General features: G+C 58.1%; 24 protein-coding genes and 2 other annotated features (1 of these 26 cut by a window edge). Of the genes, 18 read left to right on the top strand and 6 right to left on the bottom strand.

Annotation, left to right across the window (positions count from 1 at the left end):
* Positions 1–921: a sequence feature (potential frameshift: common BLAST hit: gi|238895343|ref|YP_002920078.1| ABC-type high-affinity branched-chain amino acid transport system), on the top strand (it extends 365 nt beyond the left edge of the window).
* From KPHS_32930 to KPHS_32910, 3 genes are all read left to right on the top strand, one after another.
* Entirely contained in the window at positions 1–921 is a 921-nt protein-coding gene (locus KPHS_32930; RefSeq protein ID YP_005227593.1) for a high-affinity branched-chain amino acid transport, read from the top strand. It overlaps the preceding feature by 921 nt.
* Positions 918–1,793: an ATP-binding component of high-affinity branched-chain amino acid transport system gene (locus KPHS_32920; RefSeq protein ID YP_005227592.1), complete on the top strand. Its 876-nt coding sequence runs from the start codon at positions 918–920 to the stop codon at positions 1,791–1,793. The genes KPHS_32930 and KPHS_32920 overlap by 4 nt, the downstream gene beginning before the upstream one ends.
* On the top strand, positions 1,790–2,509 hold the full coding sequence (locus tag KPHS_32910; RefSeq protein YP_005227591.1) for an ATP-binding component of leucine transport: 720 nt from the start codon (positions 1,790–1,792) through the stop codon (positions 2,507–2,509). The genes KPHS_32920 and KPHS_32910 overlap by 4 nt, the downstream gene beginning before the upstream one ends.
* Before the next feature lie 5 nt (positions 2,510–2,514).
* Here KPHS_32910 and KPHS_32900 read toward each other — a convergent pair whose 3' ends face one another.
* Positions 2,515–3,408 carry a LysR family transcriptional regulator gene (locus KPHS_32900; protein YP_005227590.1) on the bottom strand — a complete coding sequence of 298 codons (894 nt, stop codon included), beginning with the start codon at positions 3,406–3,408 and terminating at the stop codon, positions 2,515–2,517.
* A 283-nt stretch (positions 3,409–3,691) separates the two neighbouring features.
* Between KPHS_32900 and KPHS_32890 the strand changes: the two genes are divergently transcribed.
* Positions 3,692–5,335, top strand: coding sequence for a phosphoenolpyruvate carboxykinase (locus KPHS_32890; RefSeq protein YP_005227589.1), 1,644 nt, complete (start codon positions 3,692–3,694; stop codon positions 5,333–5,335).
* A 49-nt stretch (positions 5,336–5,384) separates the two neighbouring features.
* Here KPHS_32890 and KPHS_32880 read toward each other — a convergent pair whose 3' ends face one another.
* On the bottom strand, positions 5,385–5,861 hold the full coding sequence (locus tag KPHS_32880; protein ID YP_005227588.1) for a putative acetyltransferase: 477 nt from the start codon (positions 5,859–5,861) through the stop codon (positions 5,385–5,387).
* Positions 5,862–5,959: 98 nt separating this feature from the next.
* On the opposite strand from KPHS_32880, the gene KPHS_32870 reads away from it, so the two are divergent.
* From KPHS_32870 to KPHS_32840, 4 genes are all read left to right on the top strand, one after another.
* Entirely contained in the window at positions 5,960–6,886 is a 927-nt protein-coding gene (locus tag KPHS_32870) for a transcriptional regulator LysR (RefSeq protein YP_005227587.1), read from the top strand.
* A gap of 207 nt (positions 6,887–7,093) precedes the next feature.
* Positions 7,094–7,819 (top strand): major facilitator superfamily permease, encoded by a 726-nt coding sequence (locus KPHS_32860; protein YP_005227586.1) that lies wholly within the window; start codon positions 7,094–7,096, stop codon positions 7,817–7,819.
* Positions 7,094–8,487 (top strand) — a sequence feature (potential frameshift: common BLAST hit: gi|152970829|ref|YP_001335938.1| major facilitator superfamily permease). Its footprint overlaps the gene before it by 726 nt.
* Positions 7,867–8,487: a major facilitator superfamily permease gene (locus KPHS_32850; protein ID YP_005227585.1), complete on the top strand. Its 621-nt coding sequence runs from the start codon at positions 7,867–7,869 to the stop codon at positions 8,485–8,487. (Overlaps the previous feature by 621 nt.)
* Positions 8,488–8,498: 11 nt before the next feature.
* Positions 8,499–9,308: a molybdate ABC transporter periplasmic substrate-binding protein gene (locus KPHS_32840; protein ID YP_005227584.1), complete on the top strand. Its 810-nt coding sequence runs from the start codon at positions 8,499–8,501 to the stop codon at positions 9,306–9,308.
* On the opposite strand, the gene KPHS_32830 is transcribed toward KPHS_32840, so the two are convergent.
* Together KPHS_32830 and KPHS_32820 are read right to left on the bottom strand one after the other, a co-directional pair.
* Positions 9,283–10,182 (bottom strand): LysR family transcriptional regulator, encoded by a 900-nt coding sequence (locus tag KPHS_32830; protein YP_005227583.1) that lies wholly within the window; start codon positions 10,180–10,182, stop codon positions 9,283–9,285. The genes KPHS_32840 and KPHS_32830 overlap by 26 nt on opposite strands.
* Before the next feature lie 109 nt (positions 10,183–10,291).
* Positions 10,292–10,774, bottom strand: a complete 483-nt coding sequence (locus KPHS_32820) for a cold shock protein E (protein ID YP_005227582.1) — start codon at positions 10,772–10,774, stop codon at positions 10,292–10,294.
* Positions 10,775–10,871: 97 nt separating this feature from the next.
* On the opposite strand from KPHS_32820, the gene KPHS_32810 reads away from it, so the two are divergent.
* On the top strand, positions 10,872–11,663 hold the full coding sequence (locus KPHS_32810; protein YP_005227581.1) for a putative ribosomal large subunit pseudouridine synthase A: 792 nt from the start codon (positions 10,872–10,874) through the stop codon (positions 11,661–11,663).
* Between the two features lie 25 nt (positions 11,664–11,688).
* Here KPHS_32810 and KPHS_32800 read toward each other — a convergent pair whose 3' ends face one another.
* Both KPHS_32800 and KPHS_32790 read right to left on the bottom strand, forming a co-directional pair.
* On the bottom strand, positions 11,689–12,228 hold the full coding sequence (locus KPHS_32800; RefSeq protein ID YP_005227580.1) for a putative nucleoprotein/polynucleotide-associated enzyme: 540 nt from the start codon (positions 12,226–12,228) through the stop codon (positions 11,689–11,691).
* A 114-nt stretch (positions 12,229–12,342) separates the two neighbouring features.
* Positions 12,343–12,672 (bottom strand): gamma-glutamylcyclotransferase, encoded by a 330-nt coding sequence (locus KPHS_32790; RefSeq protein YP_005227579.1) that lies wholly within the window; start codon positions 12,670–12,672, stop codon positions 12,343–12,345.
* A gap of 170 nt (positions 12,673–12,842) precedes the next feature.
* Between KPHS_32790 and KPHS_32780 the strand changes: the two genes are divergently transcribed.
* The 9 genes from KPHS_32780 (at position 12,843) to KPHS_32700 (ending at position 22,361) form a co-directional block, all read left to right on the top strand.
* Entirely contained in the window at positions 12,843–13,004 is a 162-nt protein-coding gene (locus tag KPHS_32780) for a hypothetical protein (protein YP_005227578.1), read from the top strand.
* Positions 13,005–13,241: 237 nt separating this feature from the next.
* A complete protein-coding gene (locus KPHS_32770; protein ID YP_005227577.1) occupies positions 13,242–14,582 on the top strand; it encodes a type VI secretion system baseplate subunit TssK in 1,341 nt (446 codons plus the stop codon).
* Entirely contained in the window at positions 14,579–15,232 is a 654-nt protein-coding gene (locus KPHS_32760; protein YP_005227576.1) for a membrane protein, read from the top strand. The genes KPHS_32770 and KPHS_32760 overlap by 4 nt, the downstream gene beginning before the upstream one ends.
* A 3-nt stretch (positions 15,233–15,235) precedes the next feature.
* Positions 15,236–16,933: an OmpA family protein gene (locus KPHS_32750; RefSeq protein YP_005227575.1), complete on the top strand. Its 1,698-nt coding sequence runs from the start codon at positions 15,236–15,238 to the stop codon at positions 16,931–16,933.
* 183 nt (positions 16,934–17,116) lie between these two features.
* The gene (locus KPHS_32740; protein YP_005227574.1) at positions 17,117–17,242 is read left to right on the top strand and encodes a hypothetical protein; all 126 of its coding nucleotides are present in this window, start codon (positions 17,117–17,119) and stop codon (positions 17,240–17,242) included.
* A gap of 150 nt (positions 17,243–17,392) precedes the next feature.
* Positions 17,393–19,879 carry a type VI secretion system tip protein VgrG gene (locus KPHS_32730; protein ID YP_005227573.1) on the top strand — a complete coding sequence of 829 codons (2,487 nt, stop codon included), beginning with the start codon at positions 17,393–17,395 and terminating at the stop codon, positions 19,877–19,879.
* A gap of 23 nt (positions 19,880–19,902) precedes the next feature.
* Positions 19,903–21,258 carry an S-type pyocin domain-containing protein gene (locus KPHS_32720; RefSeq protein ID YP_005227572.1) on the top strand — a complete coding sequence of 452 codons (1,356 nt, stop codon included), beginning with the start codon at positions 19,903–19,905 and terminating at the stop codon, positions 21,256–21,258.
* Entirely contained in the window at positions 21,259–21,768 is a 510-nt protein-coding gene (locus KPHS_32710) for a hypothetical protein (RefSeq protein YP_005227571.1), read from the top strand.
* Positions 21,765–22,361 carry a hypothetical protein gene (locus KPHS_32700; protein YP_005227570.1) on the top strand — a complete coding sequence of 199 codons (597 nt, stop codon included), beginning with the start codon at positions 21,765–21,767 and terminating at the stop codon, positions 22,359–22,361. Before KPHS_32710 ends, KPHS_32700 begins: the two co-directional genes overlap by 4 nt.
* Positions 22,362–22,369: the final 8 nt, after the last annotated feature.

Raw genomic sequence — 22,369 nt, 5'->3', positions numbered from 1 at the left:
GTGGCCATTCTTGGGCTGATCTACGTTCTGCTTGGCCTGGGGTTGAATATTGTGGTGGGCCTCGCGGGCCTGCTCGATCTGGGCTATGTGGCGTTTTACGCCATCGGCGCCTACGGCCTGGCGCTGGGCTACCAGTACCTGGGACTTGGCTTCTGGGCGATGCTGCCGCTGGGGGCGGTGATGGCGGCTCTCGCCGGGGCGTTGCTGGGCTTTCCGGTGCTGCGTATGCATGGCGACTATCTGGCCATCGTCACCCTCGGCTTTGGCGAAATTATCCGCCTGGTGCTCAACAACTGGGTGAGCTTCACCGGCGGCCCTAACGGCGTACCGGTACCATCCCCCACGCTGTTTGGCCTCGAGTTTACCCGCCGGGCGAAAGATGGCGGCATCCCCATCCATGAGTTTTTCCACGTCAGCTACAACCCCAACCTGAAATTCATCTTTCTCTACGCCGTGCTGTGTCTGGTGGTGATGCTGGTGCTGCTGGTGAAGCATCGCCTGACGCGGATGCCCATCGGCCGCGCCTGGGAGGCGCTGCGCGAGGATGAGATCGCCTGTCGGGCGATGGGGCTCAACCACGTGCTGGTGAAGCTCTCGGCGTTTATGCTCGGCGCGTCGACGGCCGGCATCGCCGGGGTGTTCTTCGCCAGCTATCAGGGGTTTGTTAACCCGACGTCGTTCACCTTTTTTGAGTCGGCGCTGATCCTGGCGATTGTGGTGCTCGGGGGAATGGGGTCCACCCTGGGAGTGGTACTGGCGGCGTTTGTTCTGACGGTCACCCCGGAGCTGCTGCGCGGTTTTGACGAATATCGGGTGCTGCTGTTCGGCGTGCTGATGGTGATGATGATGATCTGGCGGCCGCGCGGCCTGGTGCGCACCAGCCGCAGCGGGGTTGCGTTGCGAAAAGGAGTCGCGCCATGACCGACAGCATCTTACGCGTTGAGCATCTGATGATGCATTTCGGTGGCATCAAAGCGCTGAATGATGTCAATCTGGAGGTGGAGCGGGGGTCGATCACCGCCCTGATAGGCCCCAACGGCGCGGGCAAGACCACGGTGTTTAACTGCCTGACCGGTTTTTATCGGGCGACGGGGGGCAGTATCGTGCTGCGGGCGCGGGAAAAGGTCACCGATGTTATTCAGGTGCTGGGGCAGAAGCTTCACCCGGACGATTTTCTCCACCCGGCGCAGCTGGGGAGGCGGATCTATTACAAGATGTTCGGTGGCACCCATCTGGTGAACCGCGCTGGCCTGGCGCGCACCTTCCAGAATATACGTTTATTCCGCGAGATGTCGGTGATCGAGAACCTGCTGGTGGCCCAGCATACCCAGGTCAACCGCCATCTGCTGGCCGGGATCCTCAATACCCGTGGGTATCGGCAGGCGGAGAGTCAGGCGCTGGATCGCGCTTTTTACTGGCTGGAGGTGGTGGAGATGGTGGACTGCGCCAACCGTCTGGCGGGGACCCTCTCCTACGGACAGCAGCGGCGGCTGGAGATCGCCCGCGCCATGTGCACCCGTCCGGAGATGATCTGTCTGGACGAGCCGGCCGCCGGTCTCAACCCGGTGGAAACCCAGGCGCTGAGCCGGATTATTCGCTTTCTGCGCCAGCAGCACGGCATCACGGTGCTACTGATCGAGCATGATATGGGGATGGTGATGGAGATTTCGGATCATATCATCGTCCTCGATCACGGGGACGTCATCGCCCGCGGCGCGCCGCAGGCGATCCAGGCCAACGCCAGCGTGATTGCCGCCTATCTAGGCGCTGAGGAAGAGGAGACGCGCCGATGAGCCAGCCTTTGCTTACCTTTAATGAGGTGGATGTCTTCTACGGGCCGATCCAGGCCCTGAAGCAGGTCTCCCTCACCGTCAACGAGGGGGAGACGGTGGCGCTGATCGGCGCCAACGGCGCCGGTAAATCAACGCTGCTGATGTCGGTCTTCGGCCAGCCGCGCATTGCCGGCGGGGAGATTTTCTATCGCGGGGAGGCGATCAGCCGGAAGTCGACCCACTTTATCGCCAGCAACGGCATCGCCCAGGCCCCGGAAGGGCGGCGCATCTTTCCCGATATGACCGTCGAGGAGAATCTGCTGATGGGGACCATTGCCATTGGCAACCGCTATCAGGCCGAGGACAAGGCGCGAATGTACCAGCTGTTCCCCCGGCTGGAAGAGCGGCGGGGACAGCGGGCGATGACCCTCTCCGGCGGCGAGCAGCAGATGCTGGCCATCGCCCGGGCGCTGATGAGCCGACCGCGCCTGCTGCTGCTGGATGAGCCGAGCCTGGGGCTGGCGCCGCTGGTGGTGAAGCAGATTTTTCAGATCCTGCGCGAGCTGACGGCCCAGGGGATGACGCTGTTTCTGGTGGAGCAGAATGCCCGCCATGCCCTCAACCTGTCGGACCGCGCCTACGTGATGGTGAACGGCCAGATCCGCCTGAGTGGTAGCGGCCAGACGCTGCTCAACGACCCGGAGGTGCGTAAGGCATATCTGGGGATCAGCGGCTGAGGGGGTTATTCCCGCAGTTCGTTACGGGTTTTAATGTGCTGCCAGAAACGTTCGGCGGCCTGGTTAAGCCGCGAGCCGGAGCGGTAGAGCCAGGCGCCGATCGGCAGCGACAGGCTCTCATCGAGGATCGTCAGCCGGCCTTCGTCCAGCTCGCGCTGAATGGAGTACTGCGGTAGCCAGCCCACGCCGTCGCCATTGAGGATCATGCGCTTGAGCAGCTCGCTCATGGAAGAGACAAACGTAAGGGAGAAGGTGATCTCCGGCGTACGGTCGATGACCTGGTTCACCTGGCGCCCCATATAGCTGTCGTTGGCGTATTTCATCAGCGGCAGCACGCCGCGATGTAAATGAAACAGCGGGCGGCCATGTTCGTCGCAGGGGGAGACCAGGTGCAGGTAAGAATCAAAAATTTTATGATTAATAAACGGATAGTTCATTAATTCTTCATTATAGAAGGAGAGGATAAAATCGCTTTTTCCCTCTTTCAGGTTAAATACGGCGTCGTTGACGTTAATCGATTCAACATGAAAAGTCTTATTTTTACGGTCGGTGTAACCGGCGATGATCTCCGGCAGTAATAACACCGACAGCGAAGGGGCGGCGTCGATTCTTATTTTCTGGGTAGTGTTATTTAAGCCTTTAATACGGCTGATCTGAAAATCCATGTCATCGAGCATATTTCGCGCATAGCCGACAAAAATTTTCCCGCGGTTGGTCAGCTGCAGGGGGTTGGCGCTACGATCGAAGATGCTGAATCCGAGGGAGGCCTCCAGCGACTGGATGCGTCGGCTGAACGAGGACTGAGAGATGTTGCGGGCTTTGGCCGCCAGGGTAAAGCTGCGCGACTCCTCAAGGGCAATCACATCATACAGCCATTTTACTTCCAGATTTGCCAACACCGATCCAGTCCTCAAAAACGCAATAAAGGCTATGCAATTTTAGCATAGCGCATAGAAACTATGCAATTAACATAATTATCGACAGGTGTTAACATTTTTTGGAAAGTTGAGATTTATGAATGCATATCGGCGACCCTACATGAGCACGATATGAAATCGCGACTCACGGTTATTTATTGCTTTATTTCATTGTCCAGGACTTATCTTATTAAATAGCCGGCGACGATGACGAAAGCAATGAATAACCCAGGCCTCTTACCTTAAATAGTTTGTCAGGAGTTCCATGTCACAACAAATTGAATCAGTAAAAATGGCTCTGCAGGAGCTGGGGATTAATGCAAGCGGCGAATTCTTTTACAACCCTGATTACGATTTGCTTATTGCACATGAAACCTCTCCTGAGCTGACCGGCGCGGCCCGCGGCGTGATGACCGACTCTGGCGCTGTGGCTGTTGATACCGGGATCTTCACCGGCCGTTCGCCGCGCGATAAATACATCGTCCGCGACGAACAGACTCGCGACACCGTCTGGTGGGCAGACTCCGGCCTCGGCCGTAATGACAATAAGCCGTTATCGCCAGACGTGTGGCGTAGCCTGAAAAGCCTGGTCGCGGGCCAGCTGAGCGGCAAAAAACTGTACGTCATCGACGCCTGGTGCGGCGCCAGCCCGGACACCCGTCTTGGCGTACGCTTCGTCACCGAGGTGGCGTGGCAGGCCCACTTTGTCAAAAACATGTTCATCGTGCCAAGCGCCGACGAGCTGGCCAGCTTTACGCCAGACTTCGTGGTGCTCAACGGCGCGGGCTGCACCAATGCCAACTGGCAGGCGCAGGGGATGAACTCCGAGAACTTTGTCGCCTTTAATCTGAGCGAGCGTATTCAGCTCATCGGCGGTACCTGGTACGGCGGCGAAATGAAGAAAGGGCTGTTCTCGGTCATGAACTACCTGCTGCCGCAGAAAGGCATCGCGTCGATGCACTGCTCGGCCAACCGTGGCGAAGCAGGGGACGTGGCGCTGTTCTTCGGCCTCTCCGGGACCGGGAAAACCACCCTGTCGACCGATCCGCATCGTCAGCTGATTGGCGATGATGAGCACGGTTGGGACGATGACGGCGTGTTTAACTTCGAAGGCGGCTGCTACGCTAAGACCATCAATCTCGATCCGCAGGCGGAGCCGGAGATTTATGGCGCCATCCGCCGCAATGCGCTGCTGGAAAACGTGGTAGTGCGCGCTGACGGCAGCGTGGATTATGCCGACGGCAGCAAAACCGAAAACACCCGCGTCTCCTATCCGCTGTCGCATATCGACAATATCGTCAAGCCGGTGTCCCGCGCGGGCCATCCGTCGAAGGTGATTTTCCTTGCCGCCGATGCGTTTGGCGTCCTGCCGCCGGTCTCCCGTCTGACCACCGAGCAGATGCAGTACCATTTCCTGTCGGGTTTCACCTCGAAGCTGGCGGGTACCGAGCGCGGCATTACCCAGCCGACGCCGACCTTCTCCGCCTGCTATGGCGCGGCGTTCCTGCTGCTTCACCCGACCCAGTACGCCAGCGTCCTGGCGGCGAAGATGGCGGAATCCGGTGCCGAAGCCTGGCTGGTCAACACCGGCTGGAACGGCGAGGGCAAACGCCTGTCGCTGCGCGATACCCGCAGCATCATTAGCGCGATCCTCAACGGCACTACCGGCCCGCTGCGCGAGGAGACCATCCCGGTGTTCGGTCTTGCGATCCCGCAGAGCATTCCAGGGGTAGACAGCGCGGTGCTGGATCCGCGTAATGGCTGGAGTTCAGCGGATAAATGGCAGGAGAAGGCCGAGAGCCTGGCTCAGCTGTTTATGGATAACTTCAAGCAGTACAGCGATACCGAAGCGGGCGCGCGTCTGGCGCTGGCCGGTCCGCAGCTGCAGAAGAGCGCGGTCGAAGCCTGATCCGCGGCCAGCAGGTCGACGCCTGGCGCCGACCTGCTGGCGAGCCGCTTTACTCCGCAAAGGCCCGCAGCGCATCGCCAGTGAGGCGATAACGCACCCACTCATCCTGCGGCTGCGCGCCAATGCTCAGATAGAAATCAATCGCCGGCTGGTTCCAGTCGAGCACGCTCCACTCCAGACGCCCGCACTGACGTTGTACAGCATATTGCGCGATGGTTTTCAGCAGCGCTTTTCCGGCGCCGATCCCGCGATAGTCGGGGGTGACGTACAGATCCTCCATATAGATACCATTGCGTCCAAGCCAGGTGGAGTAGCTGGTGAAGAACACCGCGTAGCCCACCGCTTTGCCCGCCACCTCGCAGATCAGCGCTTCGGTTTTGCTGCCGCTGGCAAACAGCGTCTCTCTGATCTCCTCTGGCGTCGTCACTACCTCTTCGGGGGCTTTCTCGTAGACCGCGAGTTCATAAATCATGTCGTAGATAGCGGTGGCGTCGTCCGGGGTGGCCTGGCGGATTGTGATGCTCATGGGGTGTCCTGTATCCATAGTCAAAAGAGAGCAAAATTGCTGACCCTGAGGATAAGCGGTATTGTGAAAAGAATTAAGTGCAATGAAATCAGCAAACGATGAATATTATGCATCCTGTCCTGCGCCGGATTGACCTCAACCTGTTGCCGGTCTTTGACGCGGTCTATCGCTCCCGCTCGGTACGCCTGGCGGCGGAAGAGCTGGCGATGAGCACCTCGGCGCTGAGCCATGCGCTTTCCCGGCTGCGCAGCGCCCTCAACGATCCGCTGTTCTACCGCGAAGGCCACCGGATGTGCCCCAGCGTCTATGCCAGCCAGCTGGCGCCCTCTATCGCTTCGGCGCTGAAGTTTCTCAACCAGGAGCTGACGCCGCCGGCGGCGTTTGTGCCGGCCGCCAGCACCGACTGCATGCAGATTGCGATCACCGATTTCACCGCGTTCTGCGTCTTTCCGACGCTGATGCATCACCTGCAGCGTGAGGCGCCCGGGCTGCGGTTTGAGCTCCGTTATCTGCCCCACAGCCCGGCGCTGACCGAGCTGCTGGCGGGCGAGGTCGACCTGGCCCTCGGGTTCAATACCCCTGACGAGCCAGCCCATCCCGATCTTGAGGAGATTAACTGGCTGCGGGACGAATATGTGGTCATCAGCCAGGCCAACCGGACGGCGCTGACCCTGGACGCCTACCTTGCGGCCCGTCATCTGGTGGTGACCCCGTGGAATGAGCGGCAGGGGGTGCTGGACTGTGAGCTGGAGCGACAGGGCTATTCGCGGCAGGTGGCGATGAAAACCCCCTCGATGCTGAGCGCGCCCTTTATTATTGAGCAGAGCGACCTGTTGATGGCGCTGCCCCGGCGGGCGGCGGAGACGATGGCCCGCGCCGCCCGGCTGACCATTTTCCCGCTGCCGTTTCCGGTTCCGCCGTTTGACGTCAAGATTTACGCCCACCAACGCAGCGGGAAACGCGAGGCTACCCGCTGGCTTATCTCCCTGTTGCAGACGCTGGTGGGGGAGTCCACCGCTTCCTGACGCGCTTTCCAGCCGGCAGGGTATTTCGTTACCCCAGGCCAGGTTTTATGCCTTCAACCCACGGCGACATATCCTGGCCCCGGTCACAAAACGGAAAACTGACTTTTTCGCCGTCACCCGCGGCGTGGTTAGGATGGTGTGTGTTAAATGATTGTATGTAAAAGTAATGTTAATTAGTTAAATGTTATTCATGCGTAAAATGCATTAGTGGATGCGTTTATTACGCTTATTTCGTTCCCGGTTCTGTTTCAGTCTTCAGCGACAGGCGCGCGACAACGCGTGGATAACAAACTGGAGACCTGCATGCATTCAACAACCTCACAGATGAGTACCCGTGACCGGATCGGCGCCATTCTGCGCGTCACGTCCGGTAACTTTCTCGAACAGTTCGACTTTTTTCTGTTCGGGTTTTATGCCACCTACATCGCCCATACCTTTTTTCCGGCGAGCAGTGAATTCGCCTCGCTGATGATGACCTTCGCAGTCTTTGGCGCCGGCTTTTTGATGCGCCCCATCGGCGCTATCGTACTTGGCGCCTATATCGACAAGGTGGGGCGGCGCAAGGGGCTGATCGTCACCCTGTCGATCATGGCCACCGGCACCTTCCTGATCGTGCTGATCCCCTCTTATCAGACCATTGGCCTGTGGGCGCCGCTGCTGGTGCTGATCGGCCGTCTGCTGCAGGGCTTTTCCGCAGGCGCCGAGCTGGGCGGGGTGTCGGTCTATCTGGCCGAGATCGCCACCTCGGGCCGCAAAGGCTTTTACACCAGCTGGCAGTCGGGCAGTCAGCAGGTTGCCATCATGGTGGCAGCCGCGATGGGCTTTGCCCTCAACGCGGTACTGGAGCCGAGCGCTATCAGCGACTGGGGCTGGCGTATTCCGTTCCTTTTCGGCTGCCTGATTGTTCCGTTCATTTTTTATCCTGCGCCGTAAGCTGGAGGAGACCCAGGAGTTTTACTGCCCGCCGCCATCATCTGGCGATGCGCCAGGTATTCGCCACCCTGCTGGCGAACTGGCAGGTGGTTATCGCCGGGATGATGATGGTGGCGATGACCACCACCGCGTTCTACCTGATCACCGTCTATGCCCCGACCTTTGGTAAAAAGGTGCTGATGCTCAGTGCCTCTGACAGCCTGCTGGTCACGCTGCTGGTGGCGATTTCCAACTTCTTCTGGCTGCCGGTGGGCGGGGCGCTGTCCGACCGCTTTGGCCGCCGGTCGGTGCTGATCGCCATGACCCTGCTGGCGCTGGCTACCGCCTGGCCTGCGCTGACCATGCTGGCGAACGCCCCGAGCTTTTTGATGATGCTGAGCGTGCTGCTGTGGCTGTCGTTTATCTACGGCATGTACAACGGGGCGATGATCCCGGCGCTGACCGAAATTATGCCCGCCGAAGTGCGCGTGGCAGGTTTCTCGCTGGCCTACAGCCTGGCGACCGCGGTGTTTGGCGGCTTCACGCCGGTGATTTCCACGGCGCTGATTGAGTATACCGGTGATAAAGCGTCTCCCGGCTACTGGATGAGCTTTGCCGCCATCTGCGGCCTGCTGGCCACTTGCTACCTCTATCGCCGTAGCGCCGTTGCGCTGCAGACGGCACGTTAATCAGGGAGAAGATGATGCGTAAAACGACAGGAACCCTGCTAGCCACGCTGCTGCTGGCCGCCACCGGCGGCAGCGCGTTGTCCGCTGAGGTCACCGTGATGATCTCCGGCGGCTTCAAAGCGGCGCTGGAAAAGCTGGCCCCGGCGTGGGAAAAACAAACCGGCAACCACCTCGTGGTGATCCCTGGCCCGTCGATGGGAAAAACGCCGCAGGCGATCCCTAACCGTCTGGCGCGCGGCGAACACGCGGACGTGGTGATCATGGTCGGGGACGCGCTGACCAGCCTCGAGAAAGCGGGCCGTACGCAACCGGATTCGCGCCGGGAGCTGGCCGACTCGCCGATCGGCGTGGTGGTGAAGGCGGGGGCGCCGCTGCCGGCTATCCACAACGCAGACCAGCTGCGGGCGACGCTGCTGGCGGCGCCATCGGTCGCGTACTCCGACAGCGCCAGCGGACGCTATGTCAGCTCGACGCTGTTCCACACCCTGGGCATTGATGACGCGATGCAGAGTAAAGCGCAGATGGTGGAGCGCATTCCGGTGGCCTCGGAAGTGGCCAAGGGACGGTATGCGATCGGTTTTCAGCAGGTGAGCGAACTGCTGCCGGTGCCCGGCGTAACCTTCGTCGGCGAACTGCCGGATAACCTGCAGTACATCACCCGCTTTGCCGGGGCGGTGACCATCAGCGCCGACCACCCGCAGGAAGGCAAGGCGCTGCTGACGTATCTGGCGTCACCGGCGGCGCAGGAGACCATCCACGCCACCGGTATGCGAAGCGTAGCCGCCGCCGCGCCGGTCAGCCAGAAGGATACTGTTCAATAATCAGCTTCTCCAGCTCTGCCGCCACGTAGGACTGAATACGGCCGCTGAGGCGGATCAGGCCTACCGTACGCGTGACCACCGGGTCGGTGAGCGGCACAGCGCGGAGAACGGAATGCTCCCCGGCGGGCATCGACATCGCGGGCACGGCGGCAATGCCGATGCCCGCTTCCACCATCCCCAGCATCGTGGTGACGTGGCGGGTTTCGCAGATACTTGGCCGCGCCGGCGTCAGATGCGCCAGCTCCCGGTCAAGCAGCGTCCGGTTGCCGGAGACCCGATCCAGGCCAATATAATCCTGTTCAAAATACGCCTGCCAGCTTAGGTGCGTCTTGCGCGCCAGCGGATGATCGTGCCGACAGGCGGCCACATAGCGGTCGTCGGCAAGAGGGGTGAATTCGATACTGGCTGGCAGGTTTTTGGCAAAGCAGAGGCCAAAGTCAGCCTGTCCGCTGCTGACCGCCTCGATCACATTCCCGACGCTGCTGTCAATCAACCGGATGCGCACCTGGGGATAACGCGCCTGAAAGCTGCGGATGATTTCCGGCATAAAGTAGTAGGCGGCGGAAGGCACTGTCGCCACCGTCACCAGCCCGGTGCGCGCCTTGCTGACCTGGCTGATATCCGCCAGCACCGTCTCGACATGGGCCAGCAGCTGCTCCGAACGTTCGGCAAAATTTTGTCCATACAGCGTGAGGGTCACCCGCCGGGTGGTGCGATCGAACAGCCGGTTGCCCAGCGCCGTCTCCAGCTTTTCGATGCGTCGGCTAAGGGCCGACTGCGACAGGCAGATGGATTCGGCCGCCAGCCGAAAACTGCCATATTCCATCAGGGCGCGAAAGGCGTAGAGATCGTTGAAGTCAAAATTTACGGGCATGGCGGCATCCTTATCGGCTCTCTGGCGCCATCGCCCCGTCCGGCGAGGGGCGATGGCGGGTAGCATATCGGGCAGGACTTCGGGCGCGCGGGAAACCGCGCGCCAGGGCTTACACCTTAAGCAGTTTTACCGTGGCATCGATATCGATTTCGTCTTCCGAAAAGATCAGGGTTGTCCCCTGAAAGGTGGTGATCGCCAGCTTTTTCACCGAGCGCATCTCTCCCGGCTGCACCGTGGCTTTTGGCCGGATGCTGTTCATCAGCAGCCCGACCGACAGCACGGCGTTTTCTTTATCGACGCGGGTCTCGACCGGCTCTTCTTCCCGGTACACCACATAGGATTTGATGGAGGTCAGCTTCAACCGCTCGCCGGCAATATAGATATATTTGCTTTCCGGAATGACCTTCACCGCGTAGGCCGACAGCCCTTTATTGTTGGTGGTAGGTTCGAAAGTCACCGCCGCGTCTTTCTTGATAAGATCAGGATTGGCGACCTTAATCACGTGAAAATAACGATTTTCGCCGTTTTCATCTTTGATAAATCCAAAACCTTTATCTTTAAACCACGTTGTGATTGTTCCGTTCATCGCCATTACCGTATTACTCGTTGGTTAACACAAATTTTGCAGCGCGCAGTGTAAAGCACATTGCCTGTACAGGCCATGCCTTTGCGATAAGTGTGGGTGATAAATGACGCCGCCGCGAGGGCGGATTGTGCGCCAGCATCGTGCCGGCGGCCAAAATGAGGTACTATCGCCAGCCACTCCTTCTTCGGGCCGCCTGATGTCCACCATTATCGATACCTTTGTCGCGCCGCCGTGTCGCGAACAGATCACCCTCTTGTATCAGGACGAACACCTGCTGCTGATCAATAAGCCCGCCGGGCTGCTGAGCCTGTCGGGCAAAGATCCGCGCAACCTCGACTCCGTGCATCATCGGCTGGTACAGCGCTTTCCGGGCTGCACCCTGGTGCACCGCCTGGACTTCGGCACCTCCGGCCTGATGGTGATCGCCCGCAACAAGGGCATTAACGCCTTGCTGTGCCAGCAGTTCAGCCAGCGCACGGTGGACAAGGTCTATACGGCGCTGCTGTGCGGCCACCTGGCGGAAGACGAGGGGATAGTGGAGGCGGCAATCGCCAAAGATCCGGCCCGTTTCCCGCGCATGGCGCTCTGCGCCCGCCACGGCAAACCGGCGCGTTCGCGCTATCGGGTCATAGACCGCCTGTATCAGGCGCGAGAAGGCGAGAGGGCGCTGGCGTTAACCCGGGTGACGCTCACCCCGGAGACCGGACGGACCCATCAGCTGCGTATTCACTGCCAGCTGCTGGGCTATCCGATCCTTGGCTGCGATCTGTACGGTGGCCGGGAGCTGCCCGGCACGGAACAGGCTCCGCGGCTGATGCTGCACGCCAGCGAACTGCGCTTTGTCCACCCCGTCAGCCATGAGCCGATGCATATCCAGCAGGCGAGCCCGTTTTGATCGCCCGCGGCGGGAAAGCCCGGGGTTACCACATCAGATCGTCGGGCACCTTAAAGTCGGCGTACGGATCGTCTTCATCCTGCTCATCCTGACTCAGGGCGCTGTGCAACACGATGCTGCTGGCGTCGCGCTGGGCAATTTTCTCAGCCACTACCGCCGGAATAATCGCATATTCACCTTCGGGCTTGTTATCCACCGCCAGGCGGGCAATCGCCAGACGGCCGTTGATCAGCTGGGTCTGGGTGGGCTTGTCGACCATGATTTTTTTGATCAGATTATTATCGGTAAAGTTAAAGCCGATATCGCCCCGGGCGACCGTAATGCGGTTCATCTCGATCAGCTGCTTTACCTGGGCTTTATACTCTTTCGCCAGCACCGCCTGCTTTTGCTGCTCGCTAAGCTGTTTATCACGCTCCAGCTGGGCTTTTTTATTTTCTTCCACCGCTTCCCGGGCCTCACGGGCCTGAACGCGGGATTTTTTCGCCGTTCTCTGGACTTTAGCCATTTTTTTGCTGCTGACCAGGCCGGCTTTGAGCATCTGCTCTTGTAAGGTGAGTTTTGTCATCTGCGTGTCTGAAACTGAGGAAACATCTGGCAAGTATACCTGCATTGGCAGAAACGACGCCAGACTCGCGATCGCGCTGGGCTGCTGTACCATGCCGCGCAGCGCGGCGGGGGATTACCCCCGGGGCTGAAGCTGATAAATCCAGGCGCTGATCTGCTGTCCATCGTCGGTGGTCACTTCCACCGGCACCCGATCGTACCCTTCCTCAAAGTCGTCCAGCATGGGCCAGTGCGCCGCCAGCCGATCGGACAGGAACAGATAGCCGTTGACCCGTGGGCCGTGAGCGTCGAGGACGATCCCCGGGAAATCGGCGGCTGCGCCCCAGCCGCGCGCGTAAAAGGTGCCGGTGACGTAGCCGGGACGCCACTCGCCCCCGATCGCCTCCAGAATATGCGCATTGCTGCGACCGGGACAGAGCGTCCCATAGACAAATAGCGGTTTCATTTTCTCTCTCTCGTTCGCCCTGATACCCGCCTACAGCGGAGCGGGAAACCAAAATACGGGGTAATGCAGCGCCTGGCAATGGCCGGGTGGGGGCGGGGCGCTCCTCCGGGCATCTGGCAGTTGCCGGGGGAGACTCTGGACTCAGCGCTACTGAGGGGATATCGATTGCGGTGATATTTTTATTATTATTTATATTTAAGGTAAATATAAATATTCCTGACGGAGGGATTAATTCGCTAATTAATATTCAACAGGAAAATAATAAAAGGGTCGCTTATGGAATATTCCTTCTACATGTGATGACCGAGAGCAATAAAGCTACCTTGGGTTGAATTCAGATATTATTTAGGGCCAGGCGTTACCTCCCCCTGACTCTTTCGCTTTATGATAAACATCCCTTGACTAAAAAATACCATCTAACTTCGAAACTCTCGCGGGCAGGGGAGATATTTCCTTTCCCTGAAGCGGCAGGTAATAAATCCAGCCGAACACACGGCGGATGAGGGATATCCGTCCGGGCATTTGGTCCTGTCTGCAGACCAATGAAAGCGAAAGGCACAGGAGGTGCAATGAAGATTTTCCGCCCATTATGGCGCGACGGGGCTTTTCTGGTCCCGCAGCAGTTTCAGCAACAGGCCCGCTGGGACGCGCACGTCGCCGATACGGTCTCCCGCATGGCGCTCGCCCACCCGTGGGGGGTATTGCGCGCGGAGTTTGACGCGAGCGCGCTCACCCTTTCCCGGCTCAACGCTACCCGGCTGATCGTGCGTTTCACCGACGGAACGCTGATTGACACCGAGCTGGCGGATATTTTGCCACCGGTCCGCGATGTATCGGACGTGATGCAGGACAGCGTGGAGGTTCTGCTCGCTCTGCCGCTGCTCAGCGCCAGCGGCGGCAATCTTGATGACGGCCAGGAGAGCGCCCGCCCGCGCCGCTGGCGCGCCGAGCAGGTGACCGTCCAGGAGCTGGCCGGCCATGAACGCAGCGAGCTGGCCGTTCTGCGGCACGCGCTAACGCTGCGTCTCTCCACCGAGGAAAATGCAGCCTTCCTCACCTGCCCGGTAGCGCGTCTGGTGCGCGACGCCCAGGGGCAGTGGATCGTTGACCCGGAATTCATCCCGCCGCTGCTGTCGCTGGCGGCAAGCCCGACGCTGGTCAGCGAGCTGGGCGAGCTGTTACATCGCCTGCAGGCCCGACGCAGACGCCTGATGGCCATGCGTCGTGAAAGCAATGCGCGGATGGCTGATTTTGCCGTGGCGGATGTTTCCCTGTTCTGGCTGCTCAACGCGCTGAACAGCGCTGAACCGGTGCTCAGCGAGCTGCATCTGGATCCCTCGCGCCATCCGGAGCTGCTTTATCGCGAACTGGCCAGGCTGGCCGGCAGTCTGCTGACTTTCTCCCTTGAACATCATCTGGAAGCAATCCCCCGCTACCGGCATGCCTCGCCAGAGCAGGTATTCCCACCGCTGTTTGCCCTGCTGGATACGCTGCTCGAAGTCAGCCTGCCCTCAAGGGTGATCGCCATCGTTCTGGAGCAGGGCGCCGACCGGGAGATCTGGCGGGGCAGGCTGCACGATGCGCGGCTGCGCGAGGGGGCGGATTTTTATCTGTCGGTGCGCTCTTCACTCCCCCCTCACCAGCTACAGAGCCGCTTTCCGCAGCTCTGTAAGGCGGGTAGCCATGATGATGTCGCCGAGGTCGTCAATATTGCCCTCAGCGGCATCGCGATCAAACCGCTGAGCCATGTGCCGGCGGCCATTCCGCTACGTCTGGAAAACCAATATTTCGCTCTGGATCTCTCCACCGATGCCGCCCGCGCGATGCTGGAGGCCGGCAACTGCACCTTCTATACCCCGGAATCGCTTGGCGACGTGAAACTTGAACTCTTTGCGGTACTGCGCTCATGAATACCTCTGAAAGCGATCTGATCAACAAAACTTTTTACCCGGGCTGGCTGATGGTCAGCCAGTTACGCTGCGGCCAGCCGGTGACGGATGGCGAGGCGCTCTATCGCCAGGCCTGTCGATGGGTGACCGAGGCGCGCGAGGCGCTGACGGCGGGGGGAGTCAGTGAAGCCAGCGCTGAGCAGATGCTCTATGCCTACTGCGCGCTGCTCGATGAGAGCGTCCTCAACCGCGCCAGTCAGGATGATGGCTACCGCAGGTGGCGCAAGGATCCGCTGCAGGCGCGCTTTTTCAGCACTCTCAACGCCGGGGAAGAGCTCTGGGAACGGATCCGCCAGCTGCTGCGAGAGCCCACGGCGGATGCGGCAGTGCTGACTTGTTTCTATCGTACTTTGCAACTGGGGTTTGTCGGACAGTACCGCGCCGAGGATGACGAACGGCGTGAGGACGTGGCGCAAGCGCTTGGCGCGCGGGTCCCGCCGTTCAGCATGACCCAGGAGGCGCCGGTGGTGGTTCGTGCCTCCCGGCTGCGCAGCGGACGGCGGATGTACTGGTGCGGCTGGGCGGCCGGCATTGTGGCGCTGGCGGCGCTGTGGTTGACCTGCTCCGCCATGCTGTCACAGATGGTGGCGCAGATAGCAGGGCAGGGATAAGAGATGCGTGATAACGCTCGTCGTCTGCTTACGATACTGACCGTCATCCTGGCCCTGTGGCTAGTGCTGGGCTTCTGGCCGCTGTCCATCGGCAACCAGGTGATCTTCAGTCTGTGCATCCTGCTGGCGGGCGGCGCGGCGCTCTGGCGTCAGCGTCGCCGGGCAGTCAGCCGTCAGCGATCGGAAATCGTCCTGCCGCCCGAGGATTTTCAGGGGGCAGTGGTTCTGGTCTGCGGGGATACCGACGGTCTGTTTCCCGGGCGTTCGGCGCACGGCGAAACCCGTCACGGCTGGTATCTACGGGGAGACAGCGCGGAGCAGTTGCCGCGGCTGGCGCAGTACCTGGCGGCGGCGCGTCCGGCACTGGTATCGCAGGTTTCCGTGCTGCTGGCGGTGGTACCGGAGCACCACCCCTCCGGGGAGCATCTGGCGCAGTCGCTGCGCGACTGGCGGCGGAGTATCGTTCAGTGCCGAACCTGGCTAAACGGTCTGCCGCCGGTGTGGAGCGTGTTCTGGGTGACGCCGCCAGGCGGCCAGGCCGTGGAAAGCCGCTGGTTTACCGTCACGCCGGAGAGGCCTGGTCTCCAGGTGCAGCAGAAGGGACAAGCGCCCCAGGCGGTTGCCGGGTGGCAGCGGGAGGGCAGCCCTGCCTCACGCCTGCATCAGACGCTGTGGCTGGAGAGCATTCTGACCTTGGCCGAAAACGCTCTTTTCCGGCCATTCCGCGCCCGGCAGGCAGAACTTCCTCCGCTGAACCTGTGTGCCGCGGGCATCTGCCTTACGCCGGTGGCGGCGGTGGCGAATAACCTCTGGCAACAGCAAATCGCCGGGATCACCACGCTCTCCCCGGGCAACGACGCGGCGCCAGGTCCTCACCCGCTGCCGGATCTTCTTCTGTCGTCACTGCCGCACCGCCACGGGGTCAGCCGCCGGATGCGCGATGCCGGTCTTGCCGCTGGGGTGGGCTTCCTCTTTCTGGCGCTGGCGATGCTGGCTTCCTTTATCAACAACCAGCGCCTGGTGCGCAGCGTCGGCGATCATCTGGCGGTGTATCACCGCCTCAGCGGCACGCCGCCGACGCCGAAGCTGCAGGCGCAGCAGCGTCTGCGTGCCGACAGCCGCCTGCTGGATGACTGGTTGCGCCGGGGGGAGCCGCTGCGTTATCGGCTGGGGCTGTATCAGGGGGGGCGGCTGATCCCCTTCGTTGAAGCCGCTATCAATGACTGGGCGCCGCCCCCGCCGCCGCGTCCGGTCATTAAGCAGGTTGTGCAGGGGCCGCAGACGATCCGCCTCGATAGCATGGCGCTGTTCGATACCGGCAAATCGGCGCTGAAACCGGGTTCGACAAAGCTGCTGGTGAACTCGCTGCTGGGCATTAAGGCCAAACCCGGCTGGCTGATCGTGGTGGCAGGCCATACCGACAGCATCGGCAACGATAGATCCAATCAACAACTCTCCCTGAAGCGTGCCGAGGCGGTCCGCGACTGGATGCGCGATACCGGCGATGTTCCGGAGAGCTGTTTTGCGGTGCAGGGCTACGGCGCAAGCCGTCCTGTCGCCAGCAACGAGACGCCAGAGGGACGGGCGCAAAATCGCCGGGTGGAGATCAGTCTGGTCCCGCAGAAGGACGCCTGTCTGACGCCGGGCACGGCCAATACCTCAGGAGCAGAGACTAACGGATTAAAAAGCGAAACCGAGTAATCAGCGACCCCGATCGCGGAGGTTGAACAACAATCTGCCTGCCTGACCCTGTGCGCTACGGGTCCCTGATAAACAGGAAACAGCGATGGGCGGTAGCGTGCCTGCAGCCAGTCAATCTTGTCGGCTAAGCGAAGCCTCTGCGGGGATGAAGCTCGGGAAAGGGGATGGATAAAGGAGAACAGTATGGATAGCGCTAAAGACAGTGCCAGAGAAATACTGGCGGCGATAAACGTTGAAGGCTCCGGTTTCTGGCTGCTTTTTTTATTTTCTCAGTCAGTGAATATAAATATCCCTGGGGTTACCTTTTAGTTACGAAACTCCTGGTGGGGTATCTGATATATCGATATGCACATAAATATATTTATGATGAATGAGATGATTGTCATTAAACAAAATTAAACAGGGCGTCCTGTGAATTGATTTTTGATAGTCATTACAGCGGAGTAAAACAGGAATATAATGGATACCTCTTCAATAATTACCGGCACCACCCTTAACCGTTACCAGCTGGATATTCCTTCATGTACCGCATCGCTGGATGTGGAAGAATTCAGTGGGGCAGAAAAACTGAGTGAACTTTATTATTACACTATTACGTTTACCAGCGCAGAGAAAAATATTGATGCCGCACAGCTCCTGAGCAAACCCGCCATGCTGACGATGGGCGGCGGCGCACTGCAGCAGTTGGCGGACTGCAAACGCGTCCATGGCGTGGTGACTGCCTTCCGGCGTATCAGCAGTTCAGAAGATCAGTCGAAATATCAGATAACCCTCGAACCCTTCCTCTCCTTACTGGATAAACAGTTTCGCAGCCACCGTTTTTTCGTGAATAAATCGGTGCCGGAGGTGGTGGAGCAGGTATTGCAGGAACATCACCTGCATGACTGGGAGTATGAGTTTTATCTCAAGCAACACTATCCACGGCGCGAGCAAATTAATCAGTATCAGGAGAGCGACCTGGCGTTTATCCAGCGCCTGCTGGCAGAGGTAGGGATATTTTATTTCTTCACCCTGCAGGAAGAGGCGCAGAGCGAAGTGGTCCACTTCGCCGACGCGCAGCGGGCGCTGACGTTTGATAAGACACTCCCTGTAAACAGCCCGTCGGGGATGAGCGACAGCGGTGCGGAATCGATATGGGGTCTGAGCATCACCCACAACGTCGTAGAGGCGAACGTTACTACCCGGGATTATAACCCCCGCGATGCGCAGAGCGTTCTCCAGTCGGCAACAGCGGATATGACCCGGGGAAATGGTGAAGGCATCACTTACGGTGAGGTATACCACTATAAGCTTCGCCACCGGGAGCGTGGCGATAAAATCGACCCGCAGACGGAGACCGCCAACTTCTATGCCCGCCTCGACCATGAGCGTTTTCTGGCTCACCAGACGCTTATTACCGCGATCAGTACTGCAGCCTGGCTGGCGCCGGCCCAGGTGCTGACCGTTACCGACAGCCTGCCGTCGACCCTGCCTGCGCCCGTACAGGATCCGCTGTTAATCACCGGCACCGGTTTTACCGCCAGCCGCCGGGAGGCGCTGCGGGTGTCCCTGCTGGCGGTGCCCTACAGCGAAACATTGTGCTGGCGTCCGCCGCTGCTGCCGCGCCCGAAGGTGACTGGCACCATGACGGCGCGGGTGACCAGCGCGAAGGCGAATGATATCTATGCCTGGCAAGATGCGTCCGGCCTGTACCGGGTGAAATTTGACGCTGACAGAGAGGATAAAGGGCAGGGTCAGGAAAGCATGCCGGTGCGTCTCGCCAAACCCTACGGCGGCGACGTGTACGGCTTTCACTTCCCGCTGATCCAGGGCACGGAGGTGGCGATTGCTTTCCACGAAGGCGATCCCGACCGGCCGTATATTGCGCATGCGCTGCATGACTCGCGGCATGTCGACCCTGTGACGGAGAAAAACAGCACCCGCAATGTGATTCGTACTCCGGCCAATAATAAGCTGCGAATGGAGGACAAGCGCGGCGAGGAGCATATCAAGCTCAGCACCGAGTACGGCGGCAAGACGCAGCTGAACCTGGGGCATAACGTGAATGCGCAAAGGGAGTTGCGGGGCGAGGGTGCGGAACTGCGTACGGATAAATGGGTGAGCATCCGGGGCGGTGCGGGAGTGTTTATCAGTGCGGATAAACAGCCTTCGGCAGGCGACAGGATGCTGGCAATGGAGGAGGCGATTGCGCAGCTTGAAAATGCCCTGGGTATTGCGAAAAGCCTGGCGTCGGCAGCGGAATCGGCTCAGGCCCTGCCATCGGATACCGGCAACCAGCAGACGCTGAACGATGCGCTGAAAGAGCTGGCGCAGCCGGGGATAGTGCTGAATGCGCCGCAGGGCGTGAGCATCAGCAGTCCGCAGGCGGTACGGTTGTCTTCGGGTAGCGCCAGCGTGGGGATTGTGTCACAGCAGAATACGGACATCAGTGCGCTGAAACGTTTTACGGTGGCGGCGGGAGAAGCCGTCAGCCTGCTGGCGCGAAAGGCGGGGATGAAGCTGTTTGCGGCGAAGGGAAAGATGGAAATCCAGGCGCAGGATGATGCGCTGGAGGCGACGGCGAAAAAGGATATCACAGTTACCAGCGTGGAAGGCCGGGTGGAAATCACGGCGGCGAAGGAACTGGTGGTGAACTGTGCGGGAGCGTATATCAGGCTAAGTGGTGGCAATATCGAGCTGGGCTGCCCGGGGAATATTCTGCTGAAATCGGCCAATGTGCAGAAAATGGGTAAGGCGGATTTTCGGGTGCCTCCGCTGGAATTGCCTAAAGGGTTCGAAGAGCGTTTTACTGTCAAAGATCAGAAGACCGGTGAAATTGTTCCGTTTGCCCGTTACCGCATCACCACTGAAAAAGGCCAGGTATTCGAAGGCCGGGCAGATGCTGATGGGAAAACGGCCAGCGTTTATACCGCATTGCCTGAATCAATAAAAATAGAGCTACTGTGAGCCATGGACAGGAGAAAGCCGGGATGACACAAATACTGGGAACCGGAGAGGGAAAAACATCATCAGCCGGAAAAGAGCCGGTTGTTGAACGTAAACCCGCACAGGTGTTTTTTGAATCAATGGCGCTGGCTGCCTCAATGAGTGGTTATTATGCAGGGCCAACAGCCACAACGCTGGGAAATTCGCTTTCATTAGGGGCGGGGACTGCGGCAGGTGTCGGAGAAGGCGTCGCGGGCGCACGGGTGCTGGCTGCGCCTAATCCTCTCACCGTTGCTCTGCTGGCTATCTTCTATTCTCCGTCACTGAATGAAGGTGAGACGGAAACGCTACAAAATATACGTGGCGACCAGCTCTATCAGAATCTGATCCATGGCCAGATGATGGTGGGCGCTTTTACCCGTGTAAACTCAACGGTCATTCAGGGGGATTATGTCCCGGAATATGAACTCCGGGAAATAGCCCGACAAAACGGCACAGTGCGCACGAGGGTACGCTTTCGTATTGAAGAAGATCCTGAGTCAGGGGAACTGGTTTCCCGCAGCTATGAGGTGGGGGAAAAAAGCGGGCTGGATCGGGTCCGGGTGCGGTTTGCAAAACAGCTGGATAAAGAGACATGGGGTTTTGAAGATCCTTCAATTAAAGGAACATTTGTCTGGTCCCGGTCTGCTGGGCAGGGGCGATTTGAGTGGGGAGCCAGCCAGACGACTGTTCATGACGGGAGCGCTGGCGGCTCTACCACACCGCCTACACCCATTCCGGAACCGCGGAGCGTCTGGGGATTGCCTAACCCGGCCCCGGCATCGTTACCGCCCGTACCGGGAACGCCGATCCCGGAGGAACAGGGACCAAATATTGAAACATTGCCCATCGAAGACCGGGATTTCAATGACTTTATTATTGTTGACCCGATGGGGGGTGTCCCGGCAATCTATGTTTATTTTCAGAAAGCTTCAGTTAGAGATTTAGAGGTTGACTATTACGGAAATTTTGAAGGTCGTTCAAGGCAGGGCCTATATGAAGTGGATCATATTCCTTCAAAGGAAGCTGTTAGGATATATTTGAAAGGGACATATCCAAACCTGAAAGATGACATTATAGAACAAATGACTGACAGAGTGGCTGCTGTCGCTATACCGATAGAAGTACACCGGCAATGTAGTGAAACCTATGGTGGGAAAAACAATAGTAAATTTAGAACACAAGACGGAGGATTAGTCACTCAAAAAGTTCTAGATGCCAGTAATTTAGAAGCTGCAGTTGATGCTAACTGGGATGCCAATGCTGAGTGCCTTAGGAATGAATATGGTGTAAGTGATGAAAAAATTGAAGAGATCAGGGCCAAACTACATGAGTTAAACCGGAAAGCGGGGTTATATTAAATGAGCTTGAATGTTGAGAAGTTGATAAAGAACCTTGGGAAATCGTATCTGGATATTTATGAGCAAGGATTGATCCCCTACAAAACAAAACCAAGTGGTACGGTTAGTGATGACATTTATAGATTAGATATGAAACGAGAGGGGGTATTTTTATCATTTTTTAATAATCAAGATAAAAATCTTAAGGAGGTGACCTTAAGGTTAGAGGATGAGAATAAAACTGACTGGTTATTTCCTAACTTGCTACCATTTGGTCTTGAACCAGTAATGACACAGCGATGGGTACGAGACCGATTTGGTCATCCGATTACTTACGTTGATGCCTGCGTGATTATGACTATTTATGTCGGGGTGGAGGAAACATATATTTTACCGACTCCGAATCAAAATATTGCAGCGGCATTTTCTTACAATAAAGATTTTTTTGTTAACAGGATCACATTTATTCCGGTTGAACAGGCGAAAGAAATCCAGTCTGCACTTGAGAAAAAACGACTTGGTGGCAAATGATCATTGACGTCGAAAAACTGGTAAAACAACTGGGTAAGCCTTATCATGAAATTTACAGTCACGGGTTGATTCCTTATAAAACAAAGCCTTACGGTCCTATTGATGAAGATGAAGATGAAGATGAAGATGAAGATGAAGATGAAGATGAAGATGAAGATGAAGATGAAGATGAAGATGAAGATGAAGATGAAGATGAAGATGAAGCTGAATTAGATATGAAACGAGAAGGAATTCTTTTGGTTTTCACCAATAATTCTGAGAAAAATCTTACTGAAATTACATTAAGGTTAGAAGATAAAGGCAAAACAGACTGGGTATTCCCCAATCCGATGCCATTTGGTATGGAACCGGTGATGACCCAATTGTGGGTTAGAGAGCGCTTTGGGTTGCCCATGATTTATGCTGATGTGGAAATCATCATGACTATTTATATGGGGGTGAAAGAGGTCTATGCTCTGCCTGCTCCTCATCAATATATCGCTGCCGTGTTTACCTATAACAAAGATTTATTTGTAGAAACCGTGACTTTTTACCCACTGGAACGGGCCAAAGAGATTCAGGCAGTACTGGAGAAAAAACGATTAGAGAGTTAATGGATCCT

It is taken from the genome of Klebsiella pneumoniae subsp. pneumoniae HS11286 (assembly GCF_000240185.1).
GTDB lineage: Bacteria > Pseudomonadota > Gammaproteobacteria > Enterobacterales > Enterobacteriaceae > Klebsiella > Klebsiella pneumoniae.
This window is presented reverse-complemented; position numbering and strand designations above follow the sequence as displayed.

Bases quoted from the DNA above. Each gene is read 5' to 3' on its own strand.
- KPHS_32920 (YP_005227592.1), top strand. From the start codon at position 918: ATGACCGACAGCATCTTACGCGTTGAGCATCTGATGATGCATTTCGGT.
- KPHS_32910 (YP_005227591.1), top strand. From the start codon at position 1,790: ATGAGCCAGCCTTTGCTTACCTTTAATGAGGTGGATGTCTTCTACGGG.
- KPHS_32890 (YP_005227589.1), top strand. From the start codon at position 3,692: ATGTCACAACAAATTGAATCAGTAAAAATGGCTCTGCAGGAGCTGGGG.
- KPHS_32880 (YP_005227588.1), bottom strand. From the start codon at position 5,861: ATGAGCATCACAATCCGCCAGGCCACCCCGGACGACGCCACCGCTATC.
- KPHS_32870 (YP_005227587.1), top strand. From the start codon at position 5,960: ATGAATATTATGCATCCTGTCCTGCGCCGGATTGACCTCAACCTGTTG.
- KPHS_32850 (YP_005227585.1), top strand. From the start codon at position 7,867: ATGCGCCAGGTATTCGCCACCCTGCTGGCGAACTGGCAGGTGGTTATC.
- KPHS_32840 (YP_005227584.1), top strand. From the start codon at position 8,499: ATGATGCGTAAAACGACAGGAACCCTGCTAGCCACGCTGCTGCTGGCC.
- KPHS_32830 (YP_005227583.1), bottom strand. From the start codon at position 10,182: ATGCCCGTAAATTTTGACTTCAACGATCTCTACGCCTTTCGCGCCCTG.
- KPHS_32820 (YP_005227582.1), bottom strand. From the start codon at position 10,774: ATGGCGATGAACGGAACAATCACAACGTGGTTTAAAGATAAAGGTTTT.
- KPHS_32810 (YP_005227581.1), top strand. From the start codon at position 10,872: ATGACGCCGCCGCGAGGGCGGATTGTGCGCCAGCATCGTGCCGGCGGC.
- KPHS_32800 (YP_005227580.1), bottom strand. From the start codon at position 12,228: ATGACAAAACTCACCTTACAAGAGCAGATGCTCAAAGCCGGCCTGGTC.
- KPHS_32790 (YP_005227579.1), bottom strand. From the start codon at position 12,672: ATGAAACCGCTATTTGTCTATGGGACGCTCTGTCCCGGTCGCAGCAAT.
- KPHS_32770 (YP_005227577.1), top strand. From the start codon at position 13,242: ATGAAGATTTTCCGCCCATTATGGCGCGACGGGGCTTTTCTGGTCCCG.
- KPHS_32760 (YP_005227576.1), top strand. From the start codon at position 14,579: ATGAATACCTCTGAAAGCGATCTGATCAACAAAACTTTTTACCCGGGC.
- KPHS_32750 (YP_005227575.1), top strand. From the start codon at position 15,236: ATGCGTGATAACGCTCGTCGTCTGCTTACGATACTGACCGTCATCCTG.
- KPHS_32740 (YP_005227574.1), top strand. From the start codon at position 17,117: ATGGATAGCGCTAAAGACAGTGCCAGAGAAATACTGGCGGCGATAAAC.
- KPHS_32730 (YP_005227573.1), top strand. From the start codon at position 17,393: ATGGATACCTCTTCAATAATTACCGGCACCACCCTTAACCGTTACCAG.
- KPHS_32720 (YP_005227572.1), top strand. From the start codon at position 19,903: ATGACACAAATACTGGGAACCGGAGAGGGAAAAACATCATCAGCCGGA.
- KPHS_32710 (YP_005227571.1), top strand. From the start codon at position 21,259: ATGAGCTTGAATGTTGAGAAGTTGATAAAGAACCTTGGGAAATCGTAT.
- KPHS_32700 (YP_005227570.1), top strand. From the start codon at position 21,765: ATGATCATTGACGTCGAAAAACTGGTAAAACAACTGGGTAAGCCTTAT.